This window comes from Streptococcus sp. HJ1 (assembly GCF_052399005.1).
Lineage (GTDB): Bacteria > Bacillota > Bacilli > Lactobacillales > Streptococcaceae > Streptococcus.
In genome coordinates this window covers 1,623,855-1,646,751 of record NZ_CP199005.1, presented here as the reverse complement: position 1 = coordinate 1,646,751, position 22,897 = coordinate 1,623,855, and the positions used below count along the sequence as shown (strand labels likewise).

At 43.3% G+C, this 22,897-nt stretch carries 22 protein-coding genes, 3 pseudogenes, 1 riboswitch and 1 other annotated feature; of the genes and pseudogenes, 15 read left to right on the top strand and 10 right to left on the bottom strand.

The window, feature by feature from the left end; translation table 11 throughout:
* Positions 1-2 precede the first annotated feature (2 nt).
* From ACT17O_RS08340 to ACT17O_RS08330, 3 genes and pseudogenes are all read right to left on the bottom strand, one after another.
* Positions 3-239: a hypothetical protein gene (locus tag ACT17O_RS08340; protein ID WP_001287839.1), complete on the bottom strand. Its 237-nt coding sequence runs from the start codon at positions 237-239 to the stop codon at positions 3-5.
* Positions 232-552 (bottom strand): annotated as a pseudogene (locus tag ACT17O_RS08335) (DNA replication protein); the annotation flags it as partial. The gene ACT17O_RS08340 and the pseudogene ACT17O_RS08335, both read right to left, overlap by 8 nt.
* A gap of 27 nt (positions 553-579) precedes the next feature.
* Positions 580-927 (bottom strand): annotated as a pseudogene (locus ACT17O_RS08330) (IS6 family transposase); the annotation flags it as partial.
* Positions 928-966: 39 nt separating this feature from the next.
* On the opposite strand from ACT17O_RS08330, the pseudogene pnuC reads away from it, so the two are divergent.
* Positions 967-1,473, top strand: a pseudogene (gene pnuC / locus ACT17O_RS08325) (nicotinamide riboside transporter PnuC); the annotation flags it as partial.
* 34 nt (positions 1,474-1,507) lie between these two features.
* On the opposite strand, the gene ACT17O_RS08320 reads toward pnuC, so the two are convergent.
* Positions 1,508-1,840, bottom strand: coding sequence for a glucuronide permease (locus tag ACT17O_RS08320; protein WP_084921746.1), 333 nt, complete (start codon positions 1,838-1,840; stop codon positions 1,508-1,510).
* Between the two features lie 26 nt (positions 1,841-1,866).
* Positions 1,867-2,421, bottom strand: a complete 555-nt coding sequence (locus ACT17O_RS08315) for a TetR/AcrR family transcriptional regulator (protein WP_084921745.1) — start codon at positions 2,419-2,421, stop codon at positions 1,867-1,869.
* Between the two features lie 132 nt (positions 2,422-2,553).
* On the opposite strand from ACT17O_RS08315, the gene ACT17O_RS08310 reads away from it, so the two are divergent.
* Positions 2,554-3,444, top strand: a complete 891-nt coding sequence (locus ACT17O_RS08310) for a cation diffusion facilitator family transporter (RefSeq protein ID WP_444817418.1) — start codon at positions 2,554-2,556, stop codon at positions 3,442-3,444.
* Between the two features lie 33 nt (positions 3,445-3,477).
* Here the strand turns inward: ACT17O_RS08310 and galR are convergent, their stop codons facing one another.
* Complete coding sequence (galR, locus tag ACT17O_RS08305; protein WP_444817417.1) at positions 3,478-4,482, bottom strand: DNA-binding transcriptional regulator GalR; 1,005 nt, start codon at positions 4,480-4,482, stop codon at positions 3,478-3,480.
* 164 nt (positions 4,483-4,646) lie between these two features.
* Here galR and ACT17O_RS08300 point away from each other — a divergent pair, with 164 nt between their 5' ends.
* From ACT17O_RS08300 to ACT17O_RS08285, 4 genes are all read left to right on the top strand, one after another.
* The gene (locus tag ACT17O_RS08300) at positions 4,647-5,825 is read left to right on the top strand and encodes a galactokinase (RefSeq protein ID WP_000189886.1); all 1,179 of its coding nucleotides are present in this window, start codon (positions 4,647-4,649) and stop codon (positions 5,823-5,825) included.
* A gap of 11 nt (positions 5,826-5,836) precedes the next feature.
* Positions 5,837-6,496, top strand: coding sequence for an HAD family hydrolase (locus tag ACT17O_RS08295; RefSeq protein ID WP_000340244.1), 660 nt, complete (start codon positions 5,837-5,839; stop codon positions 6,494-6,496).
* Complete coding sequence (locus ACT17O_RS08290; protein WP_444817416.1) at positions 6,493-7,980, top strand: UDP-glucose--hexose-1-phosphate uridylyltransferase; 1,488 nt, start codon at positions 6,493-6,495, stop codon at positions 7,978-7,980. Before ACT17O_RS08295 ends, ACT17O_RS08290 begins: the two co-directional genes overlap by 4 nt.
* Before the next feature lie 69 nt (positions 7,981-8,049).
* Positions 8,050-8,454: a PaaI family thioesterase gene (locus ACT17O_RS08285; RefSeq protein ID WP_000651223.1), complete on the top strand. Its 405-nt coding sequence runs from the start codon at positions 8,050-8,052 to the stop codon at positions 8,452-8,454.
* A gap of 33 nt (positions 8,455-8,487) precedes the next feature.
* Here the strand turns inward: ACT17O_RS08285 and ACT17O_RS08280 are convergent, their stop codons facing one another.
* From ACT17O_RS08280 to ACT17O_RS08265, 4 genes are all read right to left on the bottom strand, one after another.
* Positions 8,488-9,750 carry a nucleobase:cation symporter-2 family protein gene (locus ACT17O_RS08280; protein WP_444817415.1) on the bottom strand — a complete coding sequence of 421 codons (1,263 nt, stop codon included), beginning with the start codon at positions 9,748-9,750 and terminating at the stop codon, positions 8,488-8,490.
* Complete coding sequence (locus ACT17O_RS08275; RefSeq protein WP_444817414.1) at positions 9,750-10,331, bottom strand: xanthine phosphoribosyltransferase; 582 nt, start codon at positions 10,329-10,331, stop codon at positions 9,750-9,752. The genes ACT17O_RS08280 and ACT17O_RS08275 overlap by 1 nt, the downstream gene beginning before the upstream one ends.
* A gap of 359 nt (positions 10,332-10,690) precedes the next feature.
* A riboswitch (purine riboswitch) is annotated at positions 10,691-10,786 on the bottom strand.
* 133 nt (positions 10,787-10,919) lie between these two features.
* Positions 10,920-11,306 carry a bleomycin resistance protein gene (locus ACT17O_RS08270; RefSeq protein ID WP_000386238.1) on the bottom strand — a complete coding sequence of 129 codons (387 nt, stop codon included), beginning with the start codon at positions 11,304-11,306 and terminating at the stop codon, positions 10,920-10,922.
* Between the two features lie 11 nt (positions 11,307-11,317).
* On the bottom strand, positions 11,318-12,145 hold the full coding sequence (locus ACT17O_RS08265; protein WP_061588715.1) for an exodeoxyribonuclease III: 828 nt from the start codon (positions 12,143-12,145) through the stop codon (positions 11,318-11,320).
* Between the two features lie 133 nt (positions 12,146-12,278).
* On the opposite strand from ACT17O_RS08265, the gene ACT17O_RS08260 reads away from it, so the two are divergent.
* From ACT17O_RS08260 to ACT17O_RS08220, 9 genes are all read left to right on the top strand, one after another.
* Positions 12,279-12,734, top strand: coding sequence for a DUF3290 family protein (locus ACT17O_RS08260; RefSeq protein ID WP_000675331.1), 456 nt, complete (start codon positions 12,279-12,281; stop codon positions 12,732-12,734).
* Positions 12,731-13,366, top strand: coding sequence for a DUF421 domain-containing protein (locus ACT17O_RS08255; RefSeq protein ID WP_000174450.1), 636 nt, complete (start codon positions 12,731-12,733; stop codon positions 13,364-13,366). The genes ACT17O_RS08260 and ACT17O_RS08255 overlap by 4 nt, the downstream gene beginning before the upstream one ends.
* A 54-nt stretch (positions 13,367-13,420) precedes the next feature.
* Positions 13,421-15,166 carry an ABC transporter ATP-binding protein gene (locus tag ACT17O_RS08250; RefSeq protein ID WP_000022585.1) on the top strand — a complete coding sequence of 582 codons (1,746 nt, stop codon included), beginning with the start codon at positions 13,421-13,423 and terminating at the stop codon, positions 15,164-15,166.
* The gene (locus ACT17O_RS08245; protein WP_444817413.1) at positions 15,156-16,898 is read left to right on the top strand and encodes an ABC transporter ATP-binding protein; all 1,743 of its coding nucleotides are present in this window, start codon (positions 15,156-15,158) and stop codon (positions 16,896-16,898) included. Before ACT17O_RS08250 ends, ACT17O_RS08245 begins: the two co-directional genes overlap by 11 nt.
* A gap of 104 nt (positions 16,899-17,002) precedes the next feature.
* Positions 17,003-17,695: a sugar transferase gene (locus ACT17O_RS08240; protein ID WP_000922222.1), complete on the top strand. Its 693-nt coding sequence runs from the start codon at positions 17,003-17,005 to the stop codon at positions 17,693-17,695.
* A 42-nt stretch (positions 17,696-17,737) separates the two neighbouring features.
* Positions 17,738-18,964: a DegT/DnrJ/EryC1/StrS family aminotransferase gene (locus ACT17O_RS08235; RefSeq protein ID WP_049519687.1), complete on the top strand. Its 1,227-nt coding sequence runs from the start codon at positions 17,738-17,740 to the stop codon at positions 18,962-18,964.
* A 42-nt stretch (positions 18,965-19,006) separates the two neighbouring features.
* Positions 19,007-19,232 (top strand) — a binding site (T-box leader).
* Between the two features lie 161 nt (positions 19,233-19,393).
* Positions 19,394-20,572, top strand: a complete 1,179-nt coding sequence (gene trpB, locus ACT17O_RS08230; RefSeq protein WP_061588681.1) for a tryptophan synthase subunit beta — start codon at positions 19,394-19,396, stop codon at positions 20,570-20,572.
* Between the two features lie 399 nt (positions 20,573-20,971).
* Complete coding sequence (gene trpE, locus ACT17O_RS08225) at positions 20,972-22,333, top strand: anthranilate synthase component I (RefSeq protein WP_444817412.1); 1,362 nt, start codon at positions 20,972-20,974, stop codon at positions 22,331-22,333.
* Positions 22,330-22,896, top strand: coding sequence for an aminodeoxychorismate/anthranilate synthase component II (locus ACT17O_RS08220; RefSeq protein WP_301393323.1), 567 nt, complete (start codon positions 22,330-22,332; stop codon positions 22,894-22,896). Before trpE ends, ACT17O_RS08220 begins: the two co-directional genes overlap by 4 nt.
* The last annotated feature ends 1 nt before the right edge of the window (position 22,897 follow it).

Sequence of the window (22,897 nt, the reverse complement as noted above, 5' to 3'; positions counted from 1 at the left end):
TGTTACTGGTCTAACAAATTAGTTAATTTTTCTATTTGTTGGTCTTTGGTATTTGATTTGCTACTACTTTCTACTTTACCTAAAATTATTTTTTCTGCTTTAGAATTTATTAGATTAGACCCATTGGAACTTTTAAGCTGTAATTCTTTTGGTAACCTTTGGTAGTGATATTGAATATTTTGTTTTGTAACACTCAACTCATCCGCCAGCTCTTTGATCGTTTTTAAGTCTTCACTCATGGTTTAAGTCCTGCCTTTTAACCGTTGGTAGATATTGTTCAATGGCTTTTTTGAGGTAGCGTGCGATATTATGCTTAGAATATTCTTCACGTCTGCTGGCAACATAAGACAAGTGGTCTTTAACACTATTTAGCCCTCTTAATTCTTTCAGTTCGTCATAGAGGGAGTAAACATGGACTTGCAATCCTGCCATGATTTTTGTATCTTGCATTTCAAACGGACTTAGCAACATATTTTCTAGCAATAGCGTGGTGTACTTGCTTTTCATTGCTTCAATAGCTAGCTTATCTTCGGTTTCTGCTTTGCGTGCTTTATCTTCTTGATAGGCGGTATCTTCTAACTTATAGCTGTTATCGTCTGCTCGACGTTTCTTTCGTAACCAGATATCCAATGTTAAACCGTCCGCATCAATCGCTCGATAGAGATAATGCCAACGCCCCTTAATTTTGATATAGGTTTCATCCATTTTCCACGAATAGAAGGACTGTTTATTTTTCTTTTTCCAGAGATGATAGAGGATTTTACTGTATTCTTGAACCCACCGATAAATCGTAGTGTGACAAACATTTATTCCACGGTCATAAAGCAATTCCTGAACTTCACGATAGCTCAGATTGTAACGTAGGTAATAACCAACAGCGACAATGATGACGTCTTGTTGGAATTGTTTACCTTTAAAATGATTCATCTCTCAAGCCTTACTAACCTTTTTTCTGCTCTTTGAGAAGCCGAAGGTCGTGCTAGTAACTACCTATTTGGTTTGATTAATTCCATCATTTATCTGGTGCTTGCCCTTCAAAAAGGCTTCTATGGTGAGGTTTTAACAACTCTCTATTTTACAATTATGCAGCCAATTGGTCTCTTGGTTTGGATTTATCAAGCCCAGTTTAAGAAAGAACAACAAGAGTTTGTCGCACGTAAACTAGACGGCAAGGGTTGGACAAAGTATCTTTCTATTAGTGTTCTTTGGTGGTTGGCCTTTGGGTTTATTTATCAGTCTATCGGAGCTAATCGTCCCTATCGTGATTCTATCACTGATGCGACCAATGGTGTAGGGTAAATCCTCATGGCAGCTGTTTGCCGTGAACAGTGGATATTCTGGGCTGCTACTAATGTCTTTTCAATCTATCTCTGGTGGGGAGAAAGCCTTCAAATCCAAGGGAAATACCTGATTTACTTGATCAATAGTCTAGTTGGGTGGTATCAGTGGAGCAAGGCAGCAAAGAGTGCTTAAAAAGTAAAAAAGGATCAGATGATCCTTTTTTGTGTTAGAGCAAAATGAATAATACCGTAATGATAATAGCGCTCGTTATACGAACGATGTGGTGCGAGATATGTTGTTTTTCTTTCTGTTGGCCGTTCCAGTAGGCTCCATAGCAGACGATACTCGAGCCCACAATCCATAGAAGAATGGTCGCCAGTGGGACGAAGTAAAAGATGGCTAGAGCCAGAGAGGTGAGGCAACTGCCGACCAAAATGCACTTATTTCCCAGACTGTAGTTCTTTTGTTTCATGGCTGAAAAAGCAGCAGCAAGGTGAAGCAATGAGAAGGCGAGAGCTAGTACAATTGTTAGTATTCCTAGAATTATCGAAGTTAACATAGTTTGTTCCTTTCTGAGTTACAGGCTTAGTTATCAAGTGGAGTTGGAGAGGTCATCTCCATCACATCAAGGTAAAATCTCACCACTTGGTTTTCGGTATAAGATTTTCCTTGTTTTAGCCACCAAGTTAGAGTCTCGATAAAGTTCGTCACAACAAAATGCTGGAGGTAGGAGGCCGGAATGTTTGGATAGGCCTCTTGCAAGTCATCCGCCACCATGGGATAAACGTGGTGTTCGAGCTCCTTGTGTAGTTGGCGTAGGAAGTAGTCGTTTTTGGAAAAAAGGAGACTGGTGACATGGTCCTGGTTTTTCTGAAAATGTAAAAAGATATGTGCGAGGTAGTCCTCGGTCGTAAAGTGTCCTTCCCTTTCAAAGAGATGATGAAAGAGGTAGCGACAGAGCTCATCTAAAAGGAGTTCCTTGCTTTCATAGTGACAGTAAAAAGTAGAACGTCCAACATCTGCTAGGTCAATGATATCCTGAACAGTAGTGGCATCATAGCCCTTGTCGTTCAAAAGTTGTAAAAAAGCTTGATAGATGGCTTTTTTCGTCTTACTAACCCGACGGTCTCTTTTTGGCATATAGACACTTGAGACAAACTGTTCAGAACTGAACAGGACTGACAGTTTGCTTCTATCCTTTCTTTGGATTTTATTAGATAATACAAATGAAAGAAGTATGTATATACCCATTATACCAAAGGAGGGAGAGAAATGAGTTCTAAAACATCTATCTGGTTAGCTTTTTTCTTAAATTTAAGCTATGCGATTGTTGAGTTTATTGCAGGAGGAATCTTTGGTTCAAGTGCAGTTCTTGCTGATTCTGTTCATGACTTGGGGGATGCTATAGCCATAGGTGTATCAGCTTGCTTGGAAACTATTTCCAATCGTCAGGAAGACAAACGTTACACTCTTGGTTACAAACGTTTCAGCCTGCTAGGTGCCATGCTGACTGCCTTGATCCTTTTGACAGGATCTGTCATGGTGCTCTTGGAGAATATTCCTCGTCTCCTATCCCCGAAACCAGTCAACTACCAAGGGATGCTGTGGTTGGGATTTCTTGCGATTCTTATCAATCTCTTGGCTAGTCTGGTCGTTCGTAAGGGTCAGACCAAGAACGAAGCTATCCTGACCTTACATTTTCTAGAAGATATTCTAGGTTGGCTAGCGGTCATTCTGGTTGCTTGTGTTTTGTATGTCACTGACTGGTACTTTCTTGATCCGCTTTTATCTCTGGTTATTTCCATCTTTATTCTGTCGAAAGCCATTCCTCGCTTTTGGAGCGCACTCAAGATTTTCCTAGATGCTGTGCCAGAAGGAGTCGAGACAAGTGATTTGGAAAAGGATATAGAGGCTCTACCCAATGTCAACAGTGTCAATCAACTTAGCATTTGGTCCATGGACGGTCTAGAGAACAATGCTGTTGTTCACATCTGTATCGAGGACTGGGAGCAGATGATTGAGACCAAAGAAGTGGTGCGTCAATGTTTAGAAGAAAGAGGCGTGCAGAATATCACTATTGAAGTGGACAGCAGTCAAAGCAATCATGCGCAACATAAGCGGAGGGTGAGAGAGTTAGAGCAGAAGCATGGGCATCATCATTAGAAAAACGATCTCGCTAGAGGTCGTTTTGTTATCCTATTCATTCCTCGTACTTTCTCTCAAAGTCAGTCTGGTTCCCAGCATGGTTAGGCTAGGTATTTTGCGACCGTGGAGGACTTCCTTGTTAAGAATATCCATCCCTGCTCGGCCCATTTCTTCGGTATAGATAGTGATACTGGATAGGGGAGGATAGACCTGCTTGGTCAGGCTAGTGTCGTTAAAAGAAATGAGACTGACGCGGTCTGGTAGGCTGATTCCAGCTTCTTGAAGGGCACGAAGGGCACCGATGGCTAAACTATCGCTGGCTGCGAAAAAGGCTGGTGGGAGTTGTTCTCCTAGCTTGTGAATGGCCTCCTTCATCAAGTCATAGCCAGACTGGGCAGTAAAGCTCCCCTGAAAGACCAGTTCTTCATGGTAGATTCCATTTGCTTGGGTAATGTCTTTGAAATTTTCTAGCCGCTTATCCTGGATAATTTCTTCCTGGTCGGTTGTTTCTTCGAGACCTGTTAGAATCCCGATACGGTCCATCCCTTGGCTGAGGAAATGGTCTACAACTTGTTTCACAGCAGTGTAAAAGTCAGTGATAATACAGGTATGACCTAGTGAGAGGGTGTCGCTGTCTATAAATACCAAGGGTTTTTGATATTCTTCAAAGGCAGAAATCTGAGCTCGGCTAAATTTTCCGATGCAGAGAATCCCAATCACTTCCTCACTTAATGTAAAAGGATGGTCATTAAAATAGCGCAAGATATCATAGTCCAACTCTTGGGCTCTTTTTTCAATACCTAGACGAATCTGGTAGTAGTAGAGGTCGTCCAACTCCCCTTGTTCGCTGACCCATTGGATAATGGCAATCTTTTGCTTGGGTTTGTGGGATTCGCCTGTCTTGAGGTGCTTAGTATAGCCCAGCTCTTCAGCAACGGTTAATATACGGTGTCTGGTTTCTTCTGTAACAGATAGGCTCTGGTCGCGATTAAGGACACGGGATACGGTCGCGATAGAGACAGAGGCTAGCTGTGCAATGTCTTTTAAGGTAGCCATAAATCCTCCTCCTTTTAGGTTAGTATATCATATTTTTCTGCTTTTTACTGATAGTTTAGTAAAAGTTTAGTAAAAAGGATTGACCTTGGTAAATCCCTTGGATACAATAGAAGAAAACGATTACACGTTAAGGCGACTTAACGAACAGTCAAAGGAGAATTTATATGACACAAGATCTTACTACTGAAGCCCTTCGCAAAGACTTTCTTGCCGTTTTTGGTCAAGAAGCAGACCAAACTTTCTTTTCACCAGGCCGTATCAATTTGATTGGTGAACACACGGATTACAATGGTGGACATGTTTTCCCAGCAGCTATTTCCTTGGGAACTTATGGGGCGGCTCGCAAACGTGACGACCAAGTTTTGCGTTTCTACTCAGCCAACTTTGAGGACAAGGGTATCATCGAAGTGCCTCTTGCTGATCTCAAATTTGAAAAAGAGCACAACTGGACCAACTATCCAAAAGGGGTTCTTCATTTCTTGCAAGAAGCTGGGCACGTGATTGATAAAGGTTTTGATTTTTATGTTTATGGGAATATCCCAAATGGTTCTGGCTTGTCTTCATCAGCATCCTTGGAACTCTTGACAGGGGTCGTGGCAGAGCATCTCTTTGATTTAAAACTAGAGCGTCTCGATTTGGTTAAAATCGGAAAACAAACAGAAAATAACTTTATCGGAGTAAACTCTGGTATCATGGACCAGTTTGCTATCGGTATGGGGGCAGACCAACGTGCTATTTACCTAGATACTAACACTTTGGAGTACGACTTGGTGCCACTTGATTTGAAAGACAATGTCGTTGTTATTATGAATACCAACAAACGCCGTGAACTAGCGGACTCTAAATACAATGAACGCCGTGCTGAGTGTGAAAAAGCAGTAGAAGAATTGCAAGCTGCCTTGGATATTCAGACCTTGGGTGAATTGGATGAGTGGGCCTTTGACCAATACAGCTATCTGATTAAAGACGAAAATCGTTTAAAACGTGCTCGCCATGCTGTGCTTGAAAACCAACGTACTCTTAAAGCTCAAGCAGCACTTCAAGCAGGTGATTTGGAAACATTTGGTCGTTTGATGAATGCTTCTCACGTTTCTCTAGAACATGACTATGAAGTAACTGGTTTGGAATTGGACACACTTGTTCATACAGCTTGGGATCAAGAAGGTGTTCTGGGTGCTCGTATGACAGGAGCAGGTTTTGGAGGTTGTGCCATTGCCTTGGTTCAAAAAGACGCTGTTGAGGCCTTTAAGGAAGCTGTTGGCAAGCACTACGAGGAAGTAGTTGGATATTCTCCAAGCTTCTATATCGCTGAAGTTGCAGGTGGCACTCGCGTTTTAGACTAGGAGAGAAGTAAATGGACGCTGTAATATTTGATTTAGATGGCTTATTAGCTGATACTGAGATCATTTCTCTAAAAGTTTATCAAGAATTGCTTAAAGATTTTGGAATTCCTTTCACAGAAGAAACATATTCTAGAGAATACAGTGGACATAGGGAAGAGGAGAATGTTCAACGATTTTTAGATACCTATGATTTACCTTGGAACTTTGACCAAACCTTGGAAAAAGTTTATGAACTGGAAGCTCGAATATTAGCCAAAGGTGTAAATTTAAAAAAAGGTGCTAAAAATTTGCTTGCTTTTTTGCAAAGAGAAGGTATTCCAATCGCTTTAGCAACTTCAAGTGTTGAATCTAGAGCTAGAATGATTTTGGATAGTAATGGTATACTGTCCTTATTTGACCATCTAGTTTTTGCAAAAGATGTAAAGCGAAGCAAACCTTACCCTGATATATTTTTAAAGGCCTGTAGTGATTTGAATGTTTTACCAGAGAATTGCTTAGTACTAGAGGATAGTGAAGCAGGGATTGAAGCAGCGTATAGAGCTGGGATACCAGTTATTTGTATTCCAGACTTGAAAATGCCAGCACAGTCTTTCTTAAATAAAACAGAACAAGTTTTTCAGGATTTAGATGCTGTCAGAGACTATTTAGAAAGTAAGAAGGAGAATCAATGAGTCAAGGAGTTCTAGATGCATTTATCACGGAAGTCATTGCAGAAAGTCCCTTTGAGGAAATGGATCGAATCTACCTGACCAATCGTGTCTTGGCACGAGTAGGAGATGGTGTTTTGGAAGTTGAGACGAATCTGGAGGATTTGATTGACCTCAAGAACCAGCTGGTCGAGGAGGCCGTTCGATTAGAGACGATTGAGGATAGTCAGACTGCGCGTGAAATCCTCGGTGCTGAATTGATGGACTTGGTAACTCCTTGTCCAAGTCAGGTCAATCGTGACTTTTGGGCAACCTATGCCCAGTCACCAGAGCAGGCGATTACGGACTTCTACCAACTTAGTCAGAAAAATGACTACATCAAACTCAAGGCCATTGCTAAAAATATTGCTTATCGTGTACCGTCTGATTACGGAGAGCTTGAGATTACCATCAACCTCTCTAAGCCTGAAAAGGATCCAAAGGAGATTGCGGCAGCCAAGTTGGTGCAAGCTAGCAATTATCCCCAGTGTCAGCTCTGTATAGAGAACGAAGGCTACCATGGTCGGGTCAACCACCCAGCTCGCAGCAATCACCGCATTATCCGTTTCGAAATGGCGGGTCAGGAGTGGGGCTTCCAGTATTCGCCCTATGCTTATTTTAATGAGCACTGTATTTTCTTAGACGGCCAGCACCGTCCCATGGCCATTAGTCGTCAGAGTTTTGAGCGCCTGCTGGCGATTGTAGAGCAATTTCCAGGCTATTTTGCGGGCTCAAATGCCGACCTATCGATTGTGGGAGGCTCTATTCTGACTCATGATCACTATCAAGGAGGCCGTCACGTATTTCCTATGGAATTGGCTCCTTTGCAAAAGACTTTCCGATTTGCTGGTTTTGAACAAGTCAAGGCTGGGATTGTCAAGTGGCCTATGTCAGTGCTGCGTTTGACTTCGGATTCCAAAGAGGATTTGATCAACTTGGCTGATAAGATTTTGCAGGAATGGCGCCAGTATTCAGATTCTGAAGTGCAGATTTTGGCAGAAAGTAATGGAACACCACACCATACTATTACACCCATTGCCCGTAAACGCGATGGACAGTTTGAATTGGACTTGGTCTTGCGGGATAATCAGACATCGCAAGAGCATCCTGATGGCATCTATCATCCCCACAAGGATGTCCAACATATCAAGAAGGAAAATATCGGCTTGATTGAGGTCATGGGCTTGGCTATCCTGCCACCACGTCTGAAAGCAGAAGTGGAGCAAGTTGCCAGCTATCTTGTAGGCGATGATGAAGCAGTTGCCTCTTATCATCAGGAATGGGCAGACCAGCTCAAAGATCAACATCCGGACCTAGCGGATAAAGAAAAAGCCCTTGAAATCGTCAAGGACTCTGTAGGCGCTATCTTTGCGCGTGTTCTGGAAGACGCAGGGATTTACAAGCAGACGGAACAAGGACAGGCAGCCTTTATGCGCTTTGTAGAGCAGATTGGAATTTTACCAGACTAGGAGCTTTCTCCTTGCACAGTCCTATAAAAAGTAGTATCATAGTGTCGTTTGAACTATCAGGAGGAAACGATGAAAGATTTTCATTTTGACGCTATATCTGCCTTTGAAAATTACGAAATTGAACAAATGAGAGATGGTCATGTTGTGGTGACGACAAAAGTAGTGGACTCGTCGCTCAACTATTATGGCAATGCCCATGGTGGCTATCTCTTTACCCTTTGTGACCAGATCAGTGGTTTGGTGGTTATCTCGCTGGGGCTTGATGGAGTGACACTCCAATCCTCTATCAACTACCTCAAGGCAGGAAAACTTGACGATGTACTGACCATTAAAGGAGAATGTGTCCATCAAGGTCGCACAACCTGTGTCGTGGATGTGGATATTACCAATCAAGAAGGCAGAAATGTCTGCAAAGCAACCTTTACCATGTTTGTCACAGGCCAGCGGTCAGAAGACAGACAGGTAAGGATATAGATAAACAAAAAAAGAGGTGTGAACCTCTTTTTCTTATTTCTTTTTCCTATTTAGGACGGCATTGAGGACAATGGCCAGTAGGCTGGCTACGACGATTCCGTTTGAGAAAAACATTTGGAAGGCTGTCGGCATGCTGACAAAGAGATTGCTATTGTTGAGTCCGACACCTGCAGCGATTGAGACAGCTGCGATAAGGAAGTTATGTTCATTGTTAGCAAAGTCAACACGGGCGAGGATTTGCATCCCTTGAAGGGAAACAAAACCAAACATCACCAGCATGGCCCCTCCAAGGACAGGGCTTGGAATGATTTGGGCGAGGGCGCCAAACTTAGGAAGGAGTCCAAGGAGAACTAGGAAACCAGCTGCGTAGTAGATTGGTAGGCGAGTCTTGATACCTGACAATTTAACCAAACCAACGTTTTGTGAAAATCCTGTGTAAGGGAAGGTGTTAAAGATTCCTCCGAGAAGGACAGCTAAACCTTCTGCGCGGTAACCGTTGCGCAGGCGCATGCTGTCGATTGGGTCATTGGTAATATCAGACAAGGCCAGGTAAACACCAGTGGATTCAACCATAGACACCGTTGCGATGATACACATCATGACAATAGAGGAGATTTCAAAGGTTGGCACCCCAAAGTAGAGGGGAGTTGGGACATGGACAAGTGGTGCTGCTACAACAGGGGAGAAATCAACCAAGCCCATGGTAGCAGCAATGGCAGTTCCGACAACCAACCCAATCAAAATGGAAATAGACTTGATAAATCCTTTGGTAAAGATGTTAATCAAGAGGATAATCAGAACAGTAATAGCAGCAAGCAAGAGACTTTGACCAGTTGGCTCTGGAACGTTATTTCCCATATTTCCAATAGCGACAGGAATCAAGGTTAAACCAATCGTGGTAATGACAGAGCCTGTTACGATAGAAGGGAAAAGATTAGCTACTTTTGAGAAGATGCCTGAAATCAGAACTACATAAATCCCTGAAACGATAAGAGCACCAAACATAGCACCGCTACCGTGGCTTTGCCCAATCATAATCAAGGGAGCGACTGACTGGAAGGCCACTCCGAGAACGACTGGTAGTCCAATCCCAAAGTATTTGTTGAGTTGGAGTTGGAGGAAGGTTGCCACACCACACATGAAGATATCTGTAGAAATCAGATAGGTCAACTGCTCAGCTGAATAGCCAAGAGCTGTCGCAATCATGATAGGAACTAGGATAGATCCTGAGTACATAGCTAGTAAGTGCTGAAGTCCTAGAACCGCGGCTTGCGAGTGTTTTTCTTGAGTTTGCATTAGAGATCTGCCTCCTTAAATACGACTTGACCGTTTTCAAAACGTTCCAAACGAGCCAGTGATAGAACTGGGTAGCCTGCTTTTTCAAGTAAATCACGACCATCTTGGAAGGATTTTTCGATAACAATACCGATGGCTTCGACTTTAGCTCCGGCCTGTTCGATGATGTGGATCAAGCCTTTGGCAGCTTGTCCATTTGCTAGGAAATCATCGATAATCAAGACCTTGTCCTCAGGTGAGAGGAATTTTCCAGCGATGGAAACGGTGCTGGTCACCTGCTTGGTAAAGGAGTAGACTTCGGCTGTTAAGATTCCTTCATTCATGGTGATGTTTTTAGCTTTCTTGGCGAAAATCATAGGGACATCTAAGGCTTCAGCTGTAAAAATAGCTGGGGCAATGCCTGACGCTTCAATGGTTACGACCTTGGTAATGCCAGAAGAAGCGAATTTTTCCGCAAAAACTTTACCAATCTCCCGCATCAAACGATAGTCAACTTGGTGGGTTAAAAAGGAATCTACCTTGAGGATGTTGTCACCCAAGATATGCCCATCCTGAAGAATGCGCTCTTCTAATAATTTCATAAGACCTCCTAAAGTCTAAAAGTCAGTTTACTTGTTAGTTAACTGTTTCTATAGTAAACCAGTTTGCTAGTACTGTATACGTATAATACTAGAGTGAGCGAAGCGAGTTTTACTAGATATTTCCCGCTGTAGTGGTATCATAGACAATAATCTTGTTATTGTCTATGACGGAATTTTTGAGACTTTGGGTTCAAAAATTAGGGATGAAATTCCGAAGGAAGTTGCTCCCGTCCGCACTAATTAAGGGAAATATTAAAAATATTTAGTTTACACTTAAAGGCGTACTTTAATAAAAATATTCAAAAAGGACCTACTTAATCCCCTAAGCAAGTCCCCAAAATAGGCATGGCCAAAACCATACCTTCAGCTGACATACTCATTGTTAGGTGTTCCGGCACCTTGTAGAAACGTCGTGCCAATTCACGACATAAACAAGTAAAATGATATTCAATTTTAAACAGGCTGCTGCCAATGTTTATATTTTACACCAATTAGCTTTATAAATCAAATATTTTGTTAGTAAATAGATCATAAAAGCGAACGAATAAAAGGCTGCAATGCTAGATAGTATTGTAGCCTTTTATTCTTCTATTCGCTAAATCTTAAAAAATAGCCATCTGGATCCAAGACTGCAAATTCGTGAGGATAGATGTAGTGATCCCCAACACGAAATGTTCTCTTAGTCAAAGGACGATAAATAGGATAGTTGGCCTCCAGCAGTTTTTGGTGGAGCTGAGGGACATCTTCAATACCAAAGGAAATATTGACACCGCGCCCGAAAGGATAGGTTAGTTGGGCTAATTCTTCTGTGCTGCCTTCTTCTAGCATAAGTTGGCAGTCTTCAAGCGAGAGGAAGAGAAATTTCTCCTCTGGACGCTCGTATTCGACAGAAAATCCCAGCAAATCGCAGTAGAAGTGGCGTGACTTTTCGAGGTCAGATACTACAAATTCAGGAATGACAGCTTGATAGTCCATTCGTTTTCTCCTTAGAGCTCAATCTCCATGACAATGGGTGTATGGTCTTGGCGCGCACCGGAGTCAATCATATCAGACTTGGTTACCTTGTCAGCCACGCGGTTGCTGGTCAGCCAGTAGTCGATTCTCCAGCCTGTATTGTTGATTTTAGAAGTCTTGCTACGTTGTGCCCACCAAGTGTAGCGTTCTGGAACATCGCCGTGAATGTGACGGAAGGTGTCAGTAAATCCAGTTGCCAAAAGGTTGGTAAATCCAGCACGTTCCTCGTCGGTAAATCCAGGTGAACGGCGGTTGCTGGCAGGATTTGCAAGGTCGATTTCATTGTGGGCTACATTGTAGTCACCGGTCGCAAGGACTGGTTTTTCTTTGTCTAGTTCAGCCAAGTACTCCGCATATTTGACATCCCAGACTTGGCGTTCTTCCAAACGTTTGAGGCCGTCGCCAGCGTTTGGAGTGTAAACTTGGGTCACGAAAAATTCATCAAATTCTAGAGTGATGATGCGACCTTCTAAGTCCATGGTAGAAGGGGCACCGATTTCTGGAAAAGTGACAGTGGGTGTGAGTTCTTTCTTATAAAGGAACATGGTTCCAGCATAGCCTTTGCGGGCAGGTTCTTGAGAAGAACGCCACGTGTTTTCGTAGTTTGGAAAGAGTTCAGCTAAAATTTCCAAGTGTTTTTTAGTAGGACCCTTGGCAGAAAGCTTGGTTTCTTGGATAGCGATGATATCAGCATTTTCAGCGACCAAGGTTTGTAGTACTTCTTGGGACAATTTGGCACGAGTTGAGTCACTAGTTAGGGCAGCATTGAGGGAATCAATATTCCATGAGATGAGTTTCATAAAGTTACCTTTTTCATTCAGATTATAGATTTTATTATACCAAAAAAAGGTCCATTTCCCCAACGTATGGCTTGAAAAATCACTCTCTTTCGTTTATAATTAAGAATGATTTTATGAAAGGGAGTGAAAATAAATGAAATTTTACTCATATGACTATGTACTTAGCCAAATCAGTCAGCAAAATGGCATCATGATTGGCTTTGGGATTGTGCTCCTAGCTATCACAGGATTTTTTGCTTTTAAAGCCTATCGAGATAAAAAGGGGACTAAGTTTCGGGAATTGGTCATGATTTTGGCCTTGACCTTGGTGGCCATGCTTTTGGTGACAATCTCAAAATACCAGACCAATCAAGCCTCTAACAACCAATTTCAAACTTCACTTCATTTCATAGAGGTTGTTTCCAAAGACTTGGGAGTGGATAAATCAGAAGTTTATGTCAATACTTCTGCAGCCACTGATGGAGCGCTTGTCAAGGTAGGTCCAAATTTCTACCGCGCCATGAACGGGAGCCAACCAGACAAGTATCTTTTAGAGAAATTAGAATTGCATCAAACAGACGCTATTGAATTGGTGGAGGTAAATAAATGACACTCAATTATATGGAAATTTTAATCAAACTGGCCTTGGGTCTTTTCTCGCTTGTTTTTGTTATCAATGTGACAGGAAAGGGAAATCTGGCGCCTAACTCTGCGACAGACCAAATTCAGAACTATGTTCTCGGTGGTATTATCGGTGGGGTGATTTACAATAGTTCTATTAGCATTCTGCAGTACGCAGTGATTTTGATGATGTGGACGATTTTGGTCTTGACCCTCAAGTGGCTCAATAACAATGTTCGTTTTGTCAAACGCTTGATTGATGGAAAACCAACTCTCCTTATCAAAAATGGGCAGATTGACCCAGAAGCCTGTCGTTCAGTTGGTTTGTCTGCAGCAGAAGTTGCTCTCAAACTTCGTAGCCAAGGGATTTTCCAGATGAAACAGGTCAAATGCGCTGTGCAGGAGCAAAATGGCCAACTCATCGTGGTCCAAATGGGGGATGAAAATCCTAAGTATCCAGTTGTGACTGACGGTGTGATACAAGTCGATGTTTTGGAGTCGATTGGTCGTAACGAAGAGTGGTTGCTTGATAACCTCAGCAAGCAAGGGCATGACAATGTAGCCAATATCTTTATCGCTGAGTATGACAAGGGTGCGGTCACAGTCGTAACCTATGAATAAGAAAAACCTGGGGTCTTGGCCTCAGGTTTCTATTTGCAATCAGAAAGGGATGTTATGTCCATTATTCAAAAACTTTGGTGGTTTTTCAAGTTAGAAAAACGCCGTTATCTAGTCGGGATTGTGGCCCTGGTTTTGGTTTCCGTTCTCAATCTCATTCCACCTATGGTTATGGGACGAGTCATTGATGCTATCACATCAGGGCAATTAACCCAGCAGGCCCTCCTTCTTGACCTATTTTACTTGCTTCTTGCGGCCTTTGGGATGTACTATCTGCGCTATGTTTGGCGTATGTATATCCTTGGGACTTCCTACCGTTTGGGACAGATTATGCGCTCTCGCTTGTTTGAGCATTTCACAAAAATGTCTCCAGCCTTTTATCAAACCTATCGGACTGGGGACCTGATGGCACACGCAACCAACGATATCAATGCCCTAACGCGTCTGGCAGGGGGCGGTGTTATGTCTGCCGTGGATGCCTCTATCACGGCTTTGGTGACCTTGCTGACCATGCTCTTTAGCATTTCGTGGCAAATGACGCTAGTTGCCATTCTACCCTTACCTTTCATGGCTTATGCGACCAGTCGTCTAGGGAGAAAGACCCACAAGGCTTTTGGCGAATCGCAAGCCGCCTTTTCTGAACTCAATAACAAGGTGCAGGAGTCCGTATCAGGTATTAAAGTGACCAAGTCTTTCGGTTACCAGGCGGACGAGTTGAAGTCCTTTCAGGCAGTCAATGAATTGACCTTCCAGAAGAACCTGCAAACCATGAAATACGATAGTCTCTTTGACCCTATGGTTCTCTTGTTTGTTGGTTCATCCTATGTCTTAACCCTCTTGGTCGGTTCTTTGATGGTTCAGAAAGGGCAAATCACGGTTGGGAATCTGGTCACCTTTATCAGTTATTTGGATATGTTGGTCTGGCCTCTTATGGCTATTGGTTTCCTCTTTAATATTACTCAGCGAGGAAAGGTTTCTTATCAGCGGATTGAGGATCTTTTATCTCAGGAATCACCTATAAAAGATCCTGAATGTCCTCTGGACAGTATCGAAAATGGACGTTTGGAGTACGCCATTGACAGCTTTGCCTTTGAAAATGAGGAGACACTGACGGATGTTCACTTTAGTCTGGAAAAAGGGCAAACCCTAGGCTTAGTCGGGCAGACAGGCTCTGGGAAAACGTCCTTGATTAACCTCCTCTTGCGAGAATACGATGTGGATAAGGGAGCTATTTATCTAAACGGTCATGATATTCGGGACTATCGTCTGACAGACCTTCGCAGTCTCATGGGCTATGTCCCTCAGGATCAGTTTCTCTTTGCGACCTCTATCTTAGACAATATCCGCTTCGGTAATCCGAACTTGCCCCTTTCAGCAGTTGAGGAAGCGACTAAGCTAGCTCAAGTTTACCAAGATATTGTAGACATGCCTCAGGGCTTTGATACAGTTATCGGTGAAAAAGGAGTCAGTCTTTCAGGTGGTCAAAAGCAACGTCTGGCTATGAGTCGGGCTATGATTTTAGACCCTGATATCTTGATTCTAGATGATTCCTTGTCCGCCGTGGATGCCAAGACGGAGTATGCCATCATCGACAATCTCAAGGAGACGCGGAGGGATAAGACAACCATTATCACAGCCCATCGCCTCAGTGCAGTTGTCCATGCAGATCTGATTTTGGTTCTGCAAAATGGCCAAATCATAGAACGGGGCACGCACGAAGACCTGCTAGTCCTAGATGGCTGGTATGCCCAAACCTACCAGTCTCAGCAGTTGGAAATGAAAGGAGAAGAAGATGCAGAATAAGAAAGAACAATGGGCTGTATTGAAGCGCTTGATGTCCTATCTCAAGCCCTACGGCCTCCTGACCTTTTTGGCACTCAGTTTTCTCCTAGCGACGACGGTCATTAAAAGTGTCATTCCCCTTGTGGCTTCCCACTTTATCGATCAGTACCTCAGCAATATTAATCAACTGGCCGTGACCGTTTTGCTGGTCTACTATGGTCTTTATATCCTACAAACTCTGGTCCAGTATGTCGGGAATCTTCTCTTTGCGCGGGTGTCCTACAGTATTGTTAGAGATATTCGTCGCGATGCCTTTGCCAATATGGAGAAACTGGGTATGTCTTACTTTGACAAGACGCCAGCAGGCTCCATCGTTTCTCGTTTGACAAATGATACCGAAACCATCAGTGATATGTTTTCGGGGATTTTATCCAGCTTTATCTCAGCAGTTTTCATTTTTCTAACAACCCTTTATACCATGTTGGTGCTGGATTTTCGTTTGACAGCTTTAGTCCTGCTCTTTCTACCCTTGATTTTCCTGTTGGTCAATCTCTATCGGAAAAAGTCAGTGAAAATCATCGAAAAAACCAGAAGTCTCTTGTCAGATATCAATAGTAAGCTGGCAGAGAATATCGAGGGAATCAGGATTATCCAGGCCTTTAATCAAGAGAAGCGCCTGCAGGCAGAATTTGATGAAATCAACCAAGAACATTTGGTCTATGCCAACCGTTCTGTAGCCTTGGATGCCCTCTTTTTGAGACCTGCCATGAGTTTGTTGAAACTCCTAGGCTACGCAGTTTTGATGGCCTATTTTGGCTACCGTGGGCTTTATCTGGGAATAACAGCAGGAACTATGTATGCCTTTATCCAGTACATCAATCGTCTCTTTGACCCCTTGATTGAGGTGACGCAAAACTTTTCAACCCTTCAAACTTCTATGGTTTCTGCAGGCCGTGTTTTTGCCTTGATTGATGAGAGGACCTATGAACCCCTTCAAAAGGATAGCCAAGCAAAGATTACAGAAGGCAATATTCGTTTTGAACATGTGTGTTTCTCATATGATGGCAAACACCCGATTCTGGATGACATTTCTTTTTCAGTTAACAAGGGGGAAACCATTGCCTTTGTAGGTCATACATGTTCGGGGAAATCATCTATTATCAATGTCCTCATGCGTTTTTATGAATTTCAGTCAGGCCGAGTTCTCTTGGATGGTGTGGATATTAGGGACTACAGTCAGGAAGAGCTGAGAAAGAACATCGGTCTGGTCTTGCAGGATCCCTTCCTCTATCATGGGACTATCAAGTCCAATATCGCCATGTACCAAGACATTAGTGATGATCAGGTCCAGGCTGCGGCTGCCTTTGTCGATGCAGATTCCTTTATTCAGGAGCTTCCGCAGGGTTATAATGCACCTGTATCTGAGCGTGGTTCGAGCTTTTCTACTGGCCAACGCCAGCTTCTTGCCTTTGCCAGAACAGTTGCTAGTCAACCTAAAATCCTGATTTTGGATGAAGCGACAGCCAATATTGATTCGGAAACAGAAAGTTTGGTTCAAGATTCCCTAGCTAAGATGAGACAGGGTCGGACGACCATTGCTATTGCTCATCGCCTTTCGACCATCCAAGACGCCAACTGTATCTACGTTTTGGACAAGGGGCGCATCATCGAGAGTGGAACCCATGAGGAACTCTTGGACTTGGGAGGAACCTATCACAAGATGTATAGCTTGCAGGCAGGGGCTCTTACCTAAAGAAGAATTCCTTTAAATTACAGATTTCTTGCACCGCCTTTTCCATTTTGTGGTATAATGAAAAATGTTGACAAATAGTATAATAAAAACAAAGGAGAAACAGCATGCTGAAATGGGAAGACTTGCCCGTGGAAATGCAATCAAGCGAGGTTGAGTCTTATTACCAGCTTGTCTCTAAAAGGAAGGGGTCGCTGATTTTCAAGCGTTGCCTGGATTGGGTTCTGGCCCTGTTTTTGCTACTTTTGACTTCTCCCGTCTTTCTTATCTTGAGCATTTGGATCAAGTTGGATAGCAAGGGACCAGTCATTTATAAGCAAGAGCGCGTGACCCAGTATAACCGTCCGTTCAAGATTTGGAAGTTCCGTACCATGGTAACGGATGCGGATAAAAAAGGAAGTCTGGTGACTTCTGCTAACGATAGTCGCATTACCAAGGTGGGAAATTTTATTCGCCGTGTGCGCTTGGACGAACTGCCTCAGTTGGTCAATGTTCTTAAAGGCGAAATGTCCTTTGTTGGGACAAGGCCTGAAGTGCCACGTTACACAGAGCAGTATAGTCCTGAAATGATGGCGACCTTGCTCTTGCCGGCAGGAATCACCTCTCCAGCCAGCATCAACTACAAGGATGAGGATACGATCATCAGTCAAATGACGGAGAAAGGTCTAACGGTTGATCAGGCCTATGTCGAACACGTCCTACCTGAAAAGATGCGCTATAACCTCGCCTATCTCCGAGAGTTTAGTTTCCTTGGAGACATCAAAATCATGTTTCAAACCGTGTTTGAGGTACTAAAATAAAGTAGTCATGAGAAAATGAGTACAGATAAAAGGAGCAAATCAATGCCAAATTACAATATTCCATTTTCACCACCCGATATTACGGAAGCAGAAATTGCTGAAGTAGCGGATACCCTGCGTTCTGGTTGGATCACAACAGGTCCGAAGACAAAAGAACTGGAGCGTCGCTTGTCTCAATACACACAGACACCTAAGACTGTCTGTCTCAACTCTGCGACAGCCGCTCTTGAGTTGATTTTGCGTGTGCTTGAAGTGGGACCTGGTGATGAAGTCATCGTTCCAGCTATGACTTATACAGCTTCATGTAGTGTCATCACTCACGTAGGAGCAACCCCTGTCATGGTCGATATCCAAGCAGATACGTTTGAGATGGACTATGACCTGCTTGAGCAAGCTATTACTGAGAAAACTAAGGTGATTATTCCGGTTGAGCTTGCAGGAATTGTTTGCGACTATGACCGTTTGTTCCAAGTTGTTGAGAAAAAACGTGACCTCTTTACAGCTGCTAGCAAGTGGCAAAAGGCCTTTAACCGTATTGTGATTGTCTCTGATAGTGCCCATGCTTTGGGATCTACTTACAAAGGACAACCAGCTGGTTCTATCGCTGACTTCACTTCCTTCTCTTTCCATGCTGTTAAGAACTTTACAACAGCTGAGGGAGGAAGTGCGACTTGGAAAGCCAATCCAGCGATTGACGACGAAGAAATGTACAAGGAATTCCAAATCCTTTCCCTTCATGGTCAAACCAAAGATGCTCTTGCCAAGATGCAACTGGGCTCATGGGAATACGATATCGTAACCCCTGCCTACAAGTGCAACATGACAGATATTATGGCTTCCCTTGGTCTAGTACAATTGGATCGTTACCCAAGTTTGCTACAACGTCGTAAGGAAATCGTGGACCGTTATGATCGTGGTTTTGCGGGTACTCGTATTCACCCACTGGCACACAAGACTGATAGTGTCGAATCTTCACGCCACCTCTATATCACCCATGTAGAAGGAGCAAGTTTAGAAGAACGCAACCTCATCATCCAAGAATTGGCCAAAGCTGGAATTGCAAGTAACGTTCACTACAAACCGCTTCCACTCTTGACAGCCTATAAGAATCTTGGTTTTGATATGGCAGATTATCCAAGAGCCTATGCCTTCTTTGAAAATGAAATTACGCTTCCTCTTCATACAAAATTAAGCGATGAAGAAGTTGATTACATCGTTCAGACTTTAGTGAGAATTTCTGAAGAAATCCTCGGTTCTGGAAAAAAATAATAAAAAATCTTGACAAAAAGCGGACAATAGCATATAATATTCTCAACAAATCAGAAAAGTAACTATTTTTGATCTTCAGGGAGCCTGTGGTGATTGTGAACAGGTGGTTGGAAGTAGTGAAAGTGGGCTGATTTTAAAAATGAATTTGAAACAATGAAAATTCGGTGCGCACACCTTACAGTGCAACTTGTTGTTAGACAAGGCAGAGATGTAAAGGGGAATAGTCCCTTTATAATTGAGGTGGCACCGCGTTACCAACGCCCTCACACGGAAGTGGATTCTGTGTGTGGGCTTTTTCTTTCGGTCATTTTGTTTATCTTTTATTAGGGCGTTAAGTCGCTTTGATGAACTTGAGTTCTATCTGCAGCTCCTTGCCTACTACTAAAAGCAAACAAAAAGCCGAATTAATATGGAAAGAGGAAAAATTTTATGACAACTAAAGGTTATTTTGGACAATTTGGTGGTAGTTTTGTACCGGAGCCAATTCAGGCTTTGTTGGATGAGTTAGAAGTGACTTTTGACAAGTACAAGGATGATCCAGAATTTTTGGCAGAATTTCGCCATTACTTGAAGGATTATTCTGGTCGTGAAACACCGCTTTATTTTGCGGAAAGTTTGACAGATCACTTAGGTGGGGCTAAGATTTATCTCAAGCGCGAAGACCTTAACCACCTTGGTTCTCACAAGCTCAACAACGTTTTAGGTCAAATTCTTCTTGCCAAACGTATGGGCAAAAAGCGAGTGATTGCAGAAACAGGAGCTGGTCAGCACGGTGTTGCGACAGCAGCAGCTGCAGCCAAGTTTGGTATGGCCTGTGATGTCTATATGGGGGCAGAGGATGTGGAGCGTCAACGTCTCAATGTTTTCCGTATGGAGATGATGGGAGCAACTGTTCACGCAGTTGAAACAGGCACTCGTACCCTCAAGGATGCGGTCGATGCAGCCTTTGGAGCATGGATGAATGACCTTGAAGCCTTCTACGTTTTGGGATCTGCTGTGGGGCCTCACCCTTATCCAACTATTGTTCATGAGTTCCAAAAAGTGATTAGTGAAGAATCACGTCGTCAAATCTTGGAAAAAGAAGGACGCTTGCCAGATTACGTCATTGCCTGTGTAGGTGGTGGTTCTAATGCTATCGGTGCTTTTTCACAGTATGTGGCTGATGAAGAAGTCAAATTGGTTGGGGTCGAAGCTGCCGGTCACGGACTTGACACAGACAAGCACGCAGCCACTATGACAAAAGGTAGTGTCGGAATTGTCGACGGTATGAAGACTTATGCAGTCTTTAAGGAAGATGGAGAGCTAGCGCCAGTTTACTCTATCTCAGCTGGTTTGGACTATCCAGGGGTTGGCCCAGAACACGCCTACTTCAAAGATTCTGGCCGCGTGGAATATGTGGCAGCGACAGACGAAGAAGCTGTTCAAGCCTTGCTCCTTCTCAGCAAGACAGAAGGGATTATCCCAGCGATTGAAAGTTCGCACGCCATCGCAGAAGCAGTCAAACGTGCACCGAAACTAAGTAAAGATGAGATTATCATCATCAATGTCTCTGGTCGTGGAGACAAGGACGTAGCTGCGATTGCAGACTACCTAGAAACTAAAAAATAAGAGATGGAAAAATTACAGTCCTTTCTCTCACAGAGAGCTTGTGGTTGCTGGAAACAAGCAGAGAAAGCTGTAAGGTTGGGTCCATCTGAAACGAGAGAAGAAAACATAATTCTCAAGGGAGTGCCCTTTATTGCACAGCCTGTTACAGGAGATATCTGATACTCTTCGAAAATCAAATTCAAACCACGTCAGCGTCGCCTTACCGTACTCAAGTACAGCCTGCGGCTAGCTTCCTAGTTTGCTCTTTGATTTTCATTGAGTATGAGACAGGAATGAGAGATAGGAGAAATCCTATAATTGAGGTGGCACCGCGAATTTCGTCCTCACGCAAGTTATTTTGCGTGGGGATTTTTCATACAGTCGCCACGGACTAGAAGTAGAACTGAAAGGGAAATTACAATGGAACGAATCATTCATGGAGATGTCTTATCACCAATCTTGGCTTATATGCGCCTAAAGGGGCAACACAAGGTGATCTTAGAAAGTATTCCGAGAGACAAGGAAACCGCTCGTTTTTCTATCCTAGCTTATAATCCAGTTTTTGAGATTAAGTTTGAAAATGGAGTCCTCTATCAAAATGGTCAAGTGATTGATAGGGATCCCTTAGATTACCTTTATGAAGTGACTCATAAGAGCCAGCACCATTCAGATCTACCTTTTGGTGGGGGAGCCATTGGTTTTGTTGGTTACGATATGATCTCGCTCTATGAGGAAATCGGTCAAATCCCTGAAGATACAATTGGGACACCAGATATGCATTTCTTTGTCTATGAGAGTTATATGGTCTTTGACCATAAGAAGGAAAAAATCCATGTCATCGAAGATGCTCTTTACAGCGAGCGCAGTCAAGAAGATTTGGAAAAAGCCTTGAACCAAGTGCTTGAGGAATTACGCATTCCTGCTCCAAATGAATTTGAAGATTTGGATCTATCTCCGCTGAACTTCAAACCGCATATCGCTCCTCAGAAGTTTGAGGAAATGGTGGAAACAGCTCGCGACTTGATTCGTAATGGTGATATGTTCCAATGCGTGCTCAGCCAGCGTTTCTCAGCAGAAGTTACTGGAAATCCATTTGACTTCTACAGAAATCTCCGCGTGACCAATCCATCTAATTACCTCTATTTCTATGATTTTGGGGATTATCAAATCATCGGTGCTAGTCCTGAAAGTTTGGTTTCTGTCAAAAATGGCATTGTGACAACTAATCCGATTGCGGGAACGCGACCAAGAGGAGCTACGGATGAAGAGGATAAGGCCTTGGCGACAGACCTGCTTTCTGATGAGAAGGAAACAGCAGAACATCGGATGTTAGTAGATTTGGGACGCAATGATATTGGTCGCATCTCTGAAACGGCCAGTGTTCAAGTCACCAAGTATATGGAAGTGGAGCTCTTCCGCTATGTCATGCATTTGACCAGCGTGGTCAAGGGACGTTTGCTTCCAGGCCTCACTGCCATGGATGCCTTGAAAGCTACACTTCCAGCTGGAACAGTGTCAGGAGCACCAAAGATTCGGGCCATGAGACGGATCTATGAACTGGAGACGGAAAAACGAGGCGTATACGCAGGAGCAATCGGCTACTTATCTGCGACGGGTGATATGGATTTCGCTATCGCCATCCGAACCATGATTCTCAAAAATCAAACAGCCTATGTTCAGGCTGGGGCAGGGATTGTCTATGACTCTATTGCCCAAAACGAATACCAAGAAACCATTAACAAGGCTAAATCTATGACTAGAATTGGAGAACAAAGACCATGATTTTATTGATTGACAACTATGATTCTTTTACCTATAACTTGGCGCAATACATTGGAAATTTTGCAGAGGTGCAGGTCTTGAGAAATGATGATCCCAAGCTGTATGAAGAAGCTGAAAAAGCAGATGGTCTAGTCTTTTCTCCGGGTCCTGGTTGGCCAATTGATGCCGGAAAGATGGAAGACATGATTCGTGACTTTGCAGGCAAGAAGCCAATTCTAGGGATTTGTTTGGGTCATCAAGCCATCGCAGAAGTCTTTGGTGGCAAGCTAGGTTTGGCTCCAAAAGTCATGCATGGGAAACAGAGCCATATCAACTTTGAAGCGCCATCTGTTCTCTATCAAGGCATTGAGGATGGTCGTCCAGTCATGCGTTATCACAGTATTTTGATTGAAGAAATGCCTGAAGACTTTGAAGTGACAGCTCGTTCGACTGATGACCAAGCTATTATGGGAATTCAACACAAAAGCCTGCCGATTTATGGCTTCCAGTACCATCCAGAAAGCATCGGAACGCCAGATGGCTTGTCTTCTATTCGGAATTTTATCGAGAAGGTTGTAAAGTGAG

Excerpts from the sequence above, each read along its gene's own strand:
- ACT17O_RS08235 (WP_049519687.1), top strand. The coding sequence starts at position 17,738 with ATGCCAAATTACAATATTCCATTTTCACCACCCGATATTACGGAAGCA.
- ACT17O_RS08275 (WP_444817414.1), bottom strand. The coding sequence starts at position 10,331 with ATGAAATTATTAGAAGAGCGCATTCTTCAGGATGGGCATATCTTGGGT.
- ACT17O_RS08340 (WP_001287839.1), bottom strand. The coding sequence starts at position 239 with ATGAGTGAAGACTTAAAAACGATCAAAGAGCTGGCGGATGAGTTGAGT.
- trpB (WP_061588681.1), top strand. The coding sequence starts at position 19,394 with ATGACAACTAAAGGTTATTTTGGACAATTTGGTGGTAGTTTTGTACCG.
- ACT17O_RS08255 (WP_000174450.1), top strand. The coding sequence starts at position 12,731 with ATGACACTCAATTATATGGAAATTTTAATCAAACTGGCCTTGGGTCTT.
- ACT17O_RS08320 (WP_084921746.1), bottom strand. The coding sequence starts at position 1,840 with ATGTTAACTTCGATAATTCTAGGAATACTAACAATTGTACTAGCTCTC.
- ACT17O_RS08245 (WP_444817413.1), top strand. The coding sequence starts at position 15,156 with ATGCAGAATAAGAAAGAACAATGGGCTGTATTGAAGCGCTTGATGTCC.
- ACT17O_RS08280 (WP_444817415.1), bottom strand. The coding sequence starts at position 9,750 with ATGCAAACTCAAGAAAAACACTCGCAAGCCGCGGTTCTAGGACTTCAG.
- ACT17O_RS08240 (WP_000922222.1), top strand. The coding sequence starts at position 17,003 with ATGCTGAAATGGGAAGACTTGCCCGTGGAAATGCAATCAAGCGAGGTT.
- ACT17O_RS08295 (WP_000340244.1), top strand. The coding sequence starts at position 5,837 with ATGGACGCTGTAATATTTGATTTAGATGGCTTATTAGCTGATACTGAG.
- galR (WP_444817417.1), bottom strand. The coding sequence starts at position 4,482 with ATGGCTACCTTAAAAGACATTGCACAGCTAGCCTCTGTCTCTATCGCG.
- ACT17O_RS08250 (WP_000022585.1), top strand. The coding sequence starts at position 13,421 with ATGTCCATTATTCAAAAACTTTGGTGGTTTTTCAAGTTAGAAAAACGC.
- ACT17O_RS08285 (WP_000651223.1), top strand. The coding sequence starts at position 8,050 with ATGAAAGATTTTCATTTTGACGCTATATCTGCCTTTGAAAATTACGAA.
- trpE (WP_444817412.1), top strand. The coding sequence starts at position 20,972 with ATGGAACGAATCATTCATGGAGATGTCTTATCACCAATCTTGGCTTAT.
- ACT17O_RS08270 (WP_000386238.1), bottom strand. The coding sequence starts at position 11,306 with ATGGACTATCAAGCTGTCATTCCTGAATTTGTAGTATCTGACCTCGAA.
- ACT17O_RS08310 (WP_444817418.1), top strand. The coding sequence starts at position 2,554 with ATGAGTTCTAAAACATCTATCTGGTTAGCTTTTTTCTTAAATTTAAGC.
- ACT17O_RS08220 (WP_301393323.1), top strand. The coding sequence starts at position 22,330 with ATGATTTTATTGATTGACAACTATGATTCTTTTACCTATAACTTGGCG.
- ACT17O_RS08260 (WP_000675331.1), top strand. The coding sequence starts at position 12,279 with ATGAAATTTTACTCATATGACTATGTACTTAGCCAAATCAGTCAGCAA.
- ACT17O_RS08290 (WP_444817416.1), top strand. The coding sequence starts at position 6,493 with ATGAGTCAAGGAGTTCTAGATGCATTTATCACGGAAGTCATTGCAGAA.
- ACT17O_RS08315 (WP_084921745.1), bottom strand. The coding sequence starts at position 2,421 with ATGCCAAAAAGAGACCGTCGGGTTAGTAAGACGAAAAAAGCCATCTAT.
- ACT17O_RS08300 (WP_000189886.1), top strand. The coding sequence starts at position 4,647 with ATGACACAAGATCTTACTACTGAAGCCCTTCGCAAAGACTTTCTTGCC.
- ACT17O_RS08265 (WP_061588715.1), bottom strand. The coding sequence starts at position 12,145 with ATGAAACTCATCTCATGGAATATTGATTCCCTCAATGCTGCCCTAACT.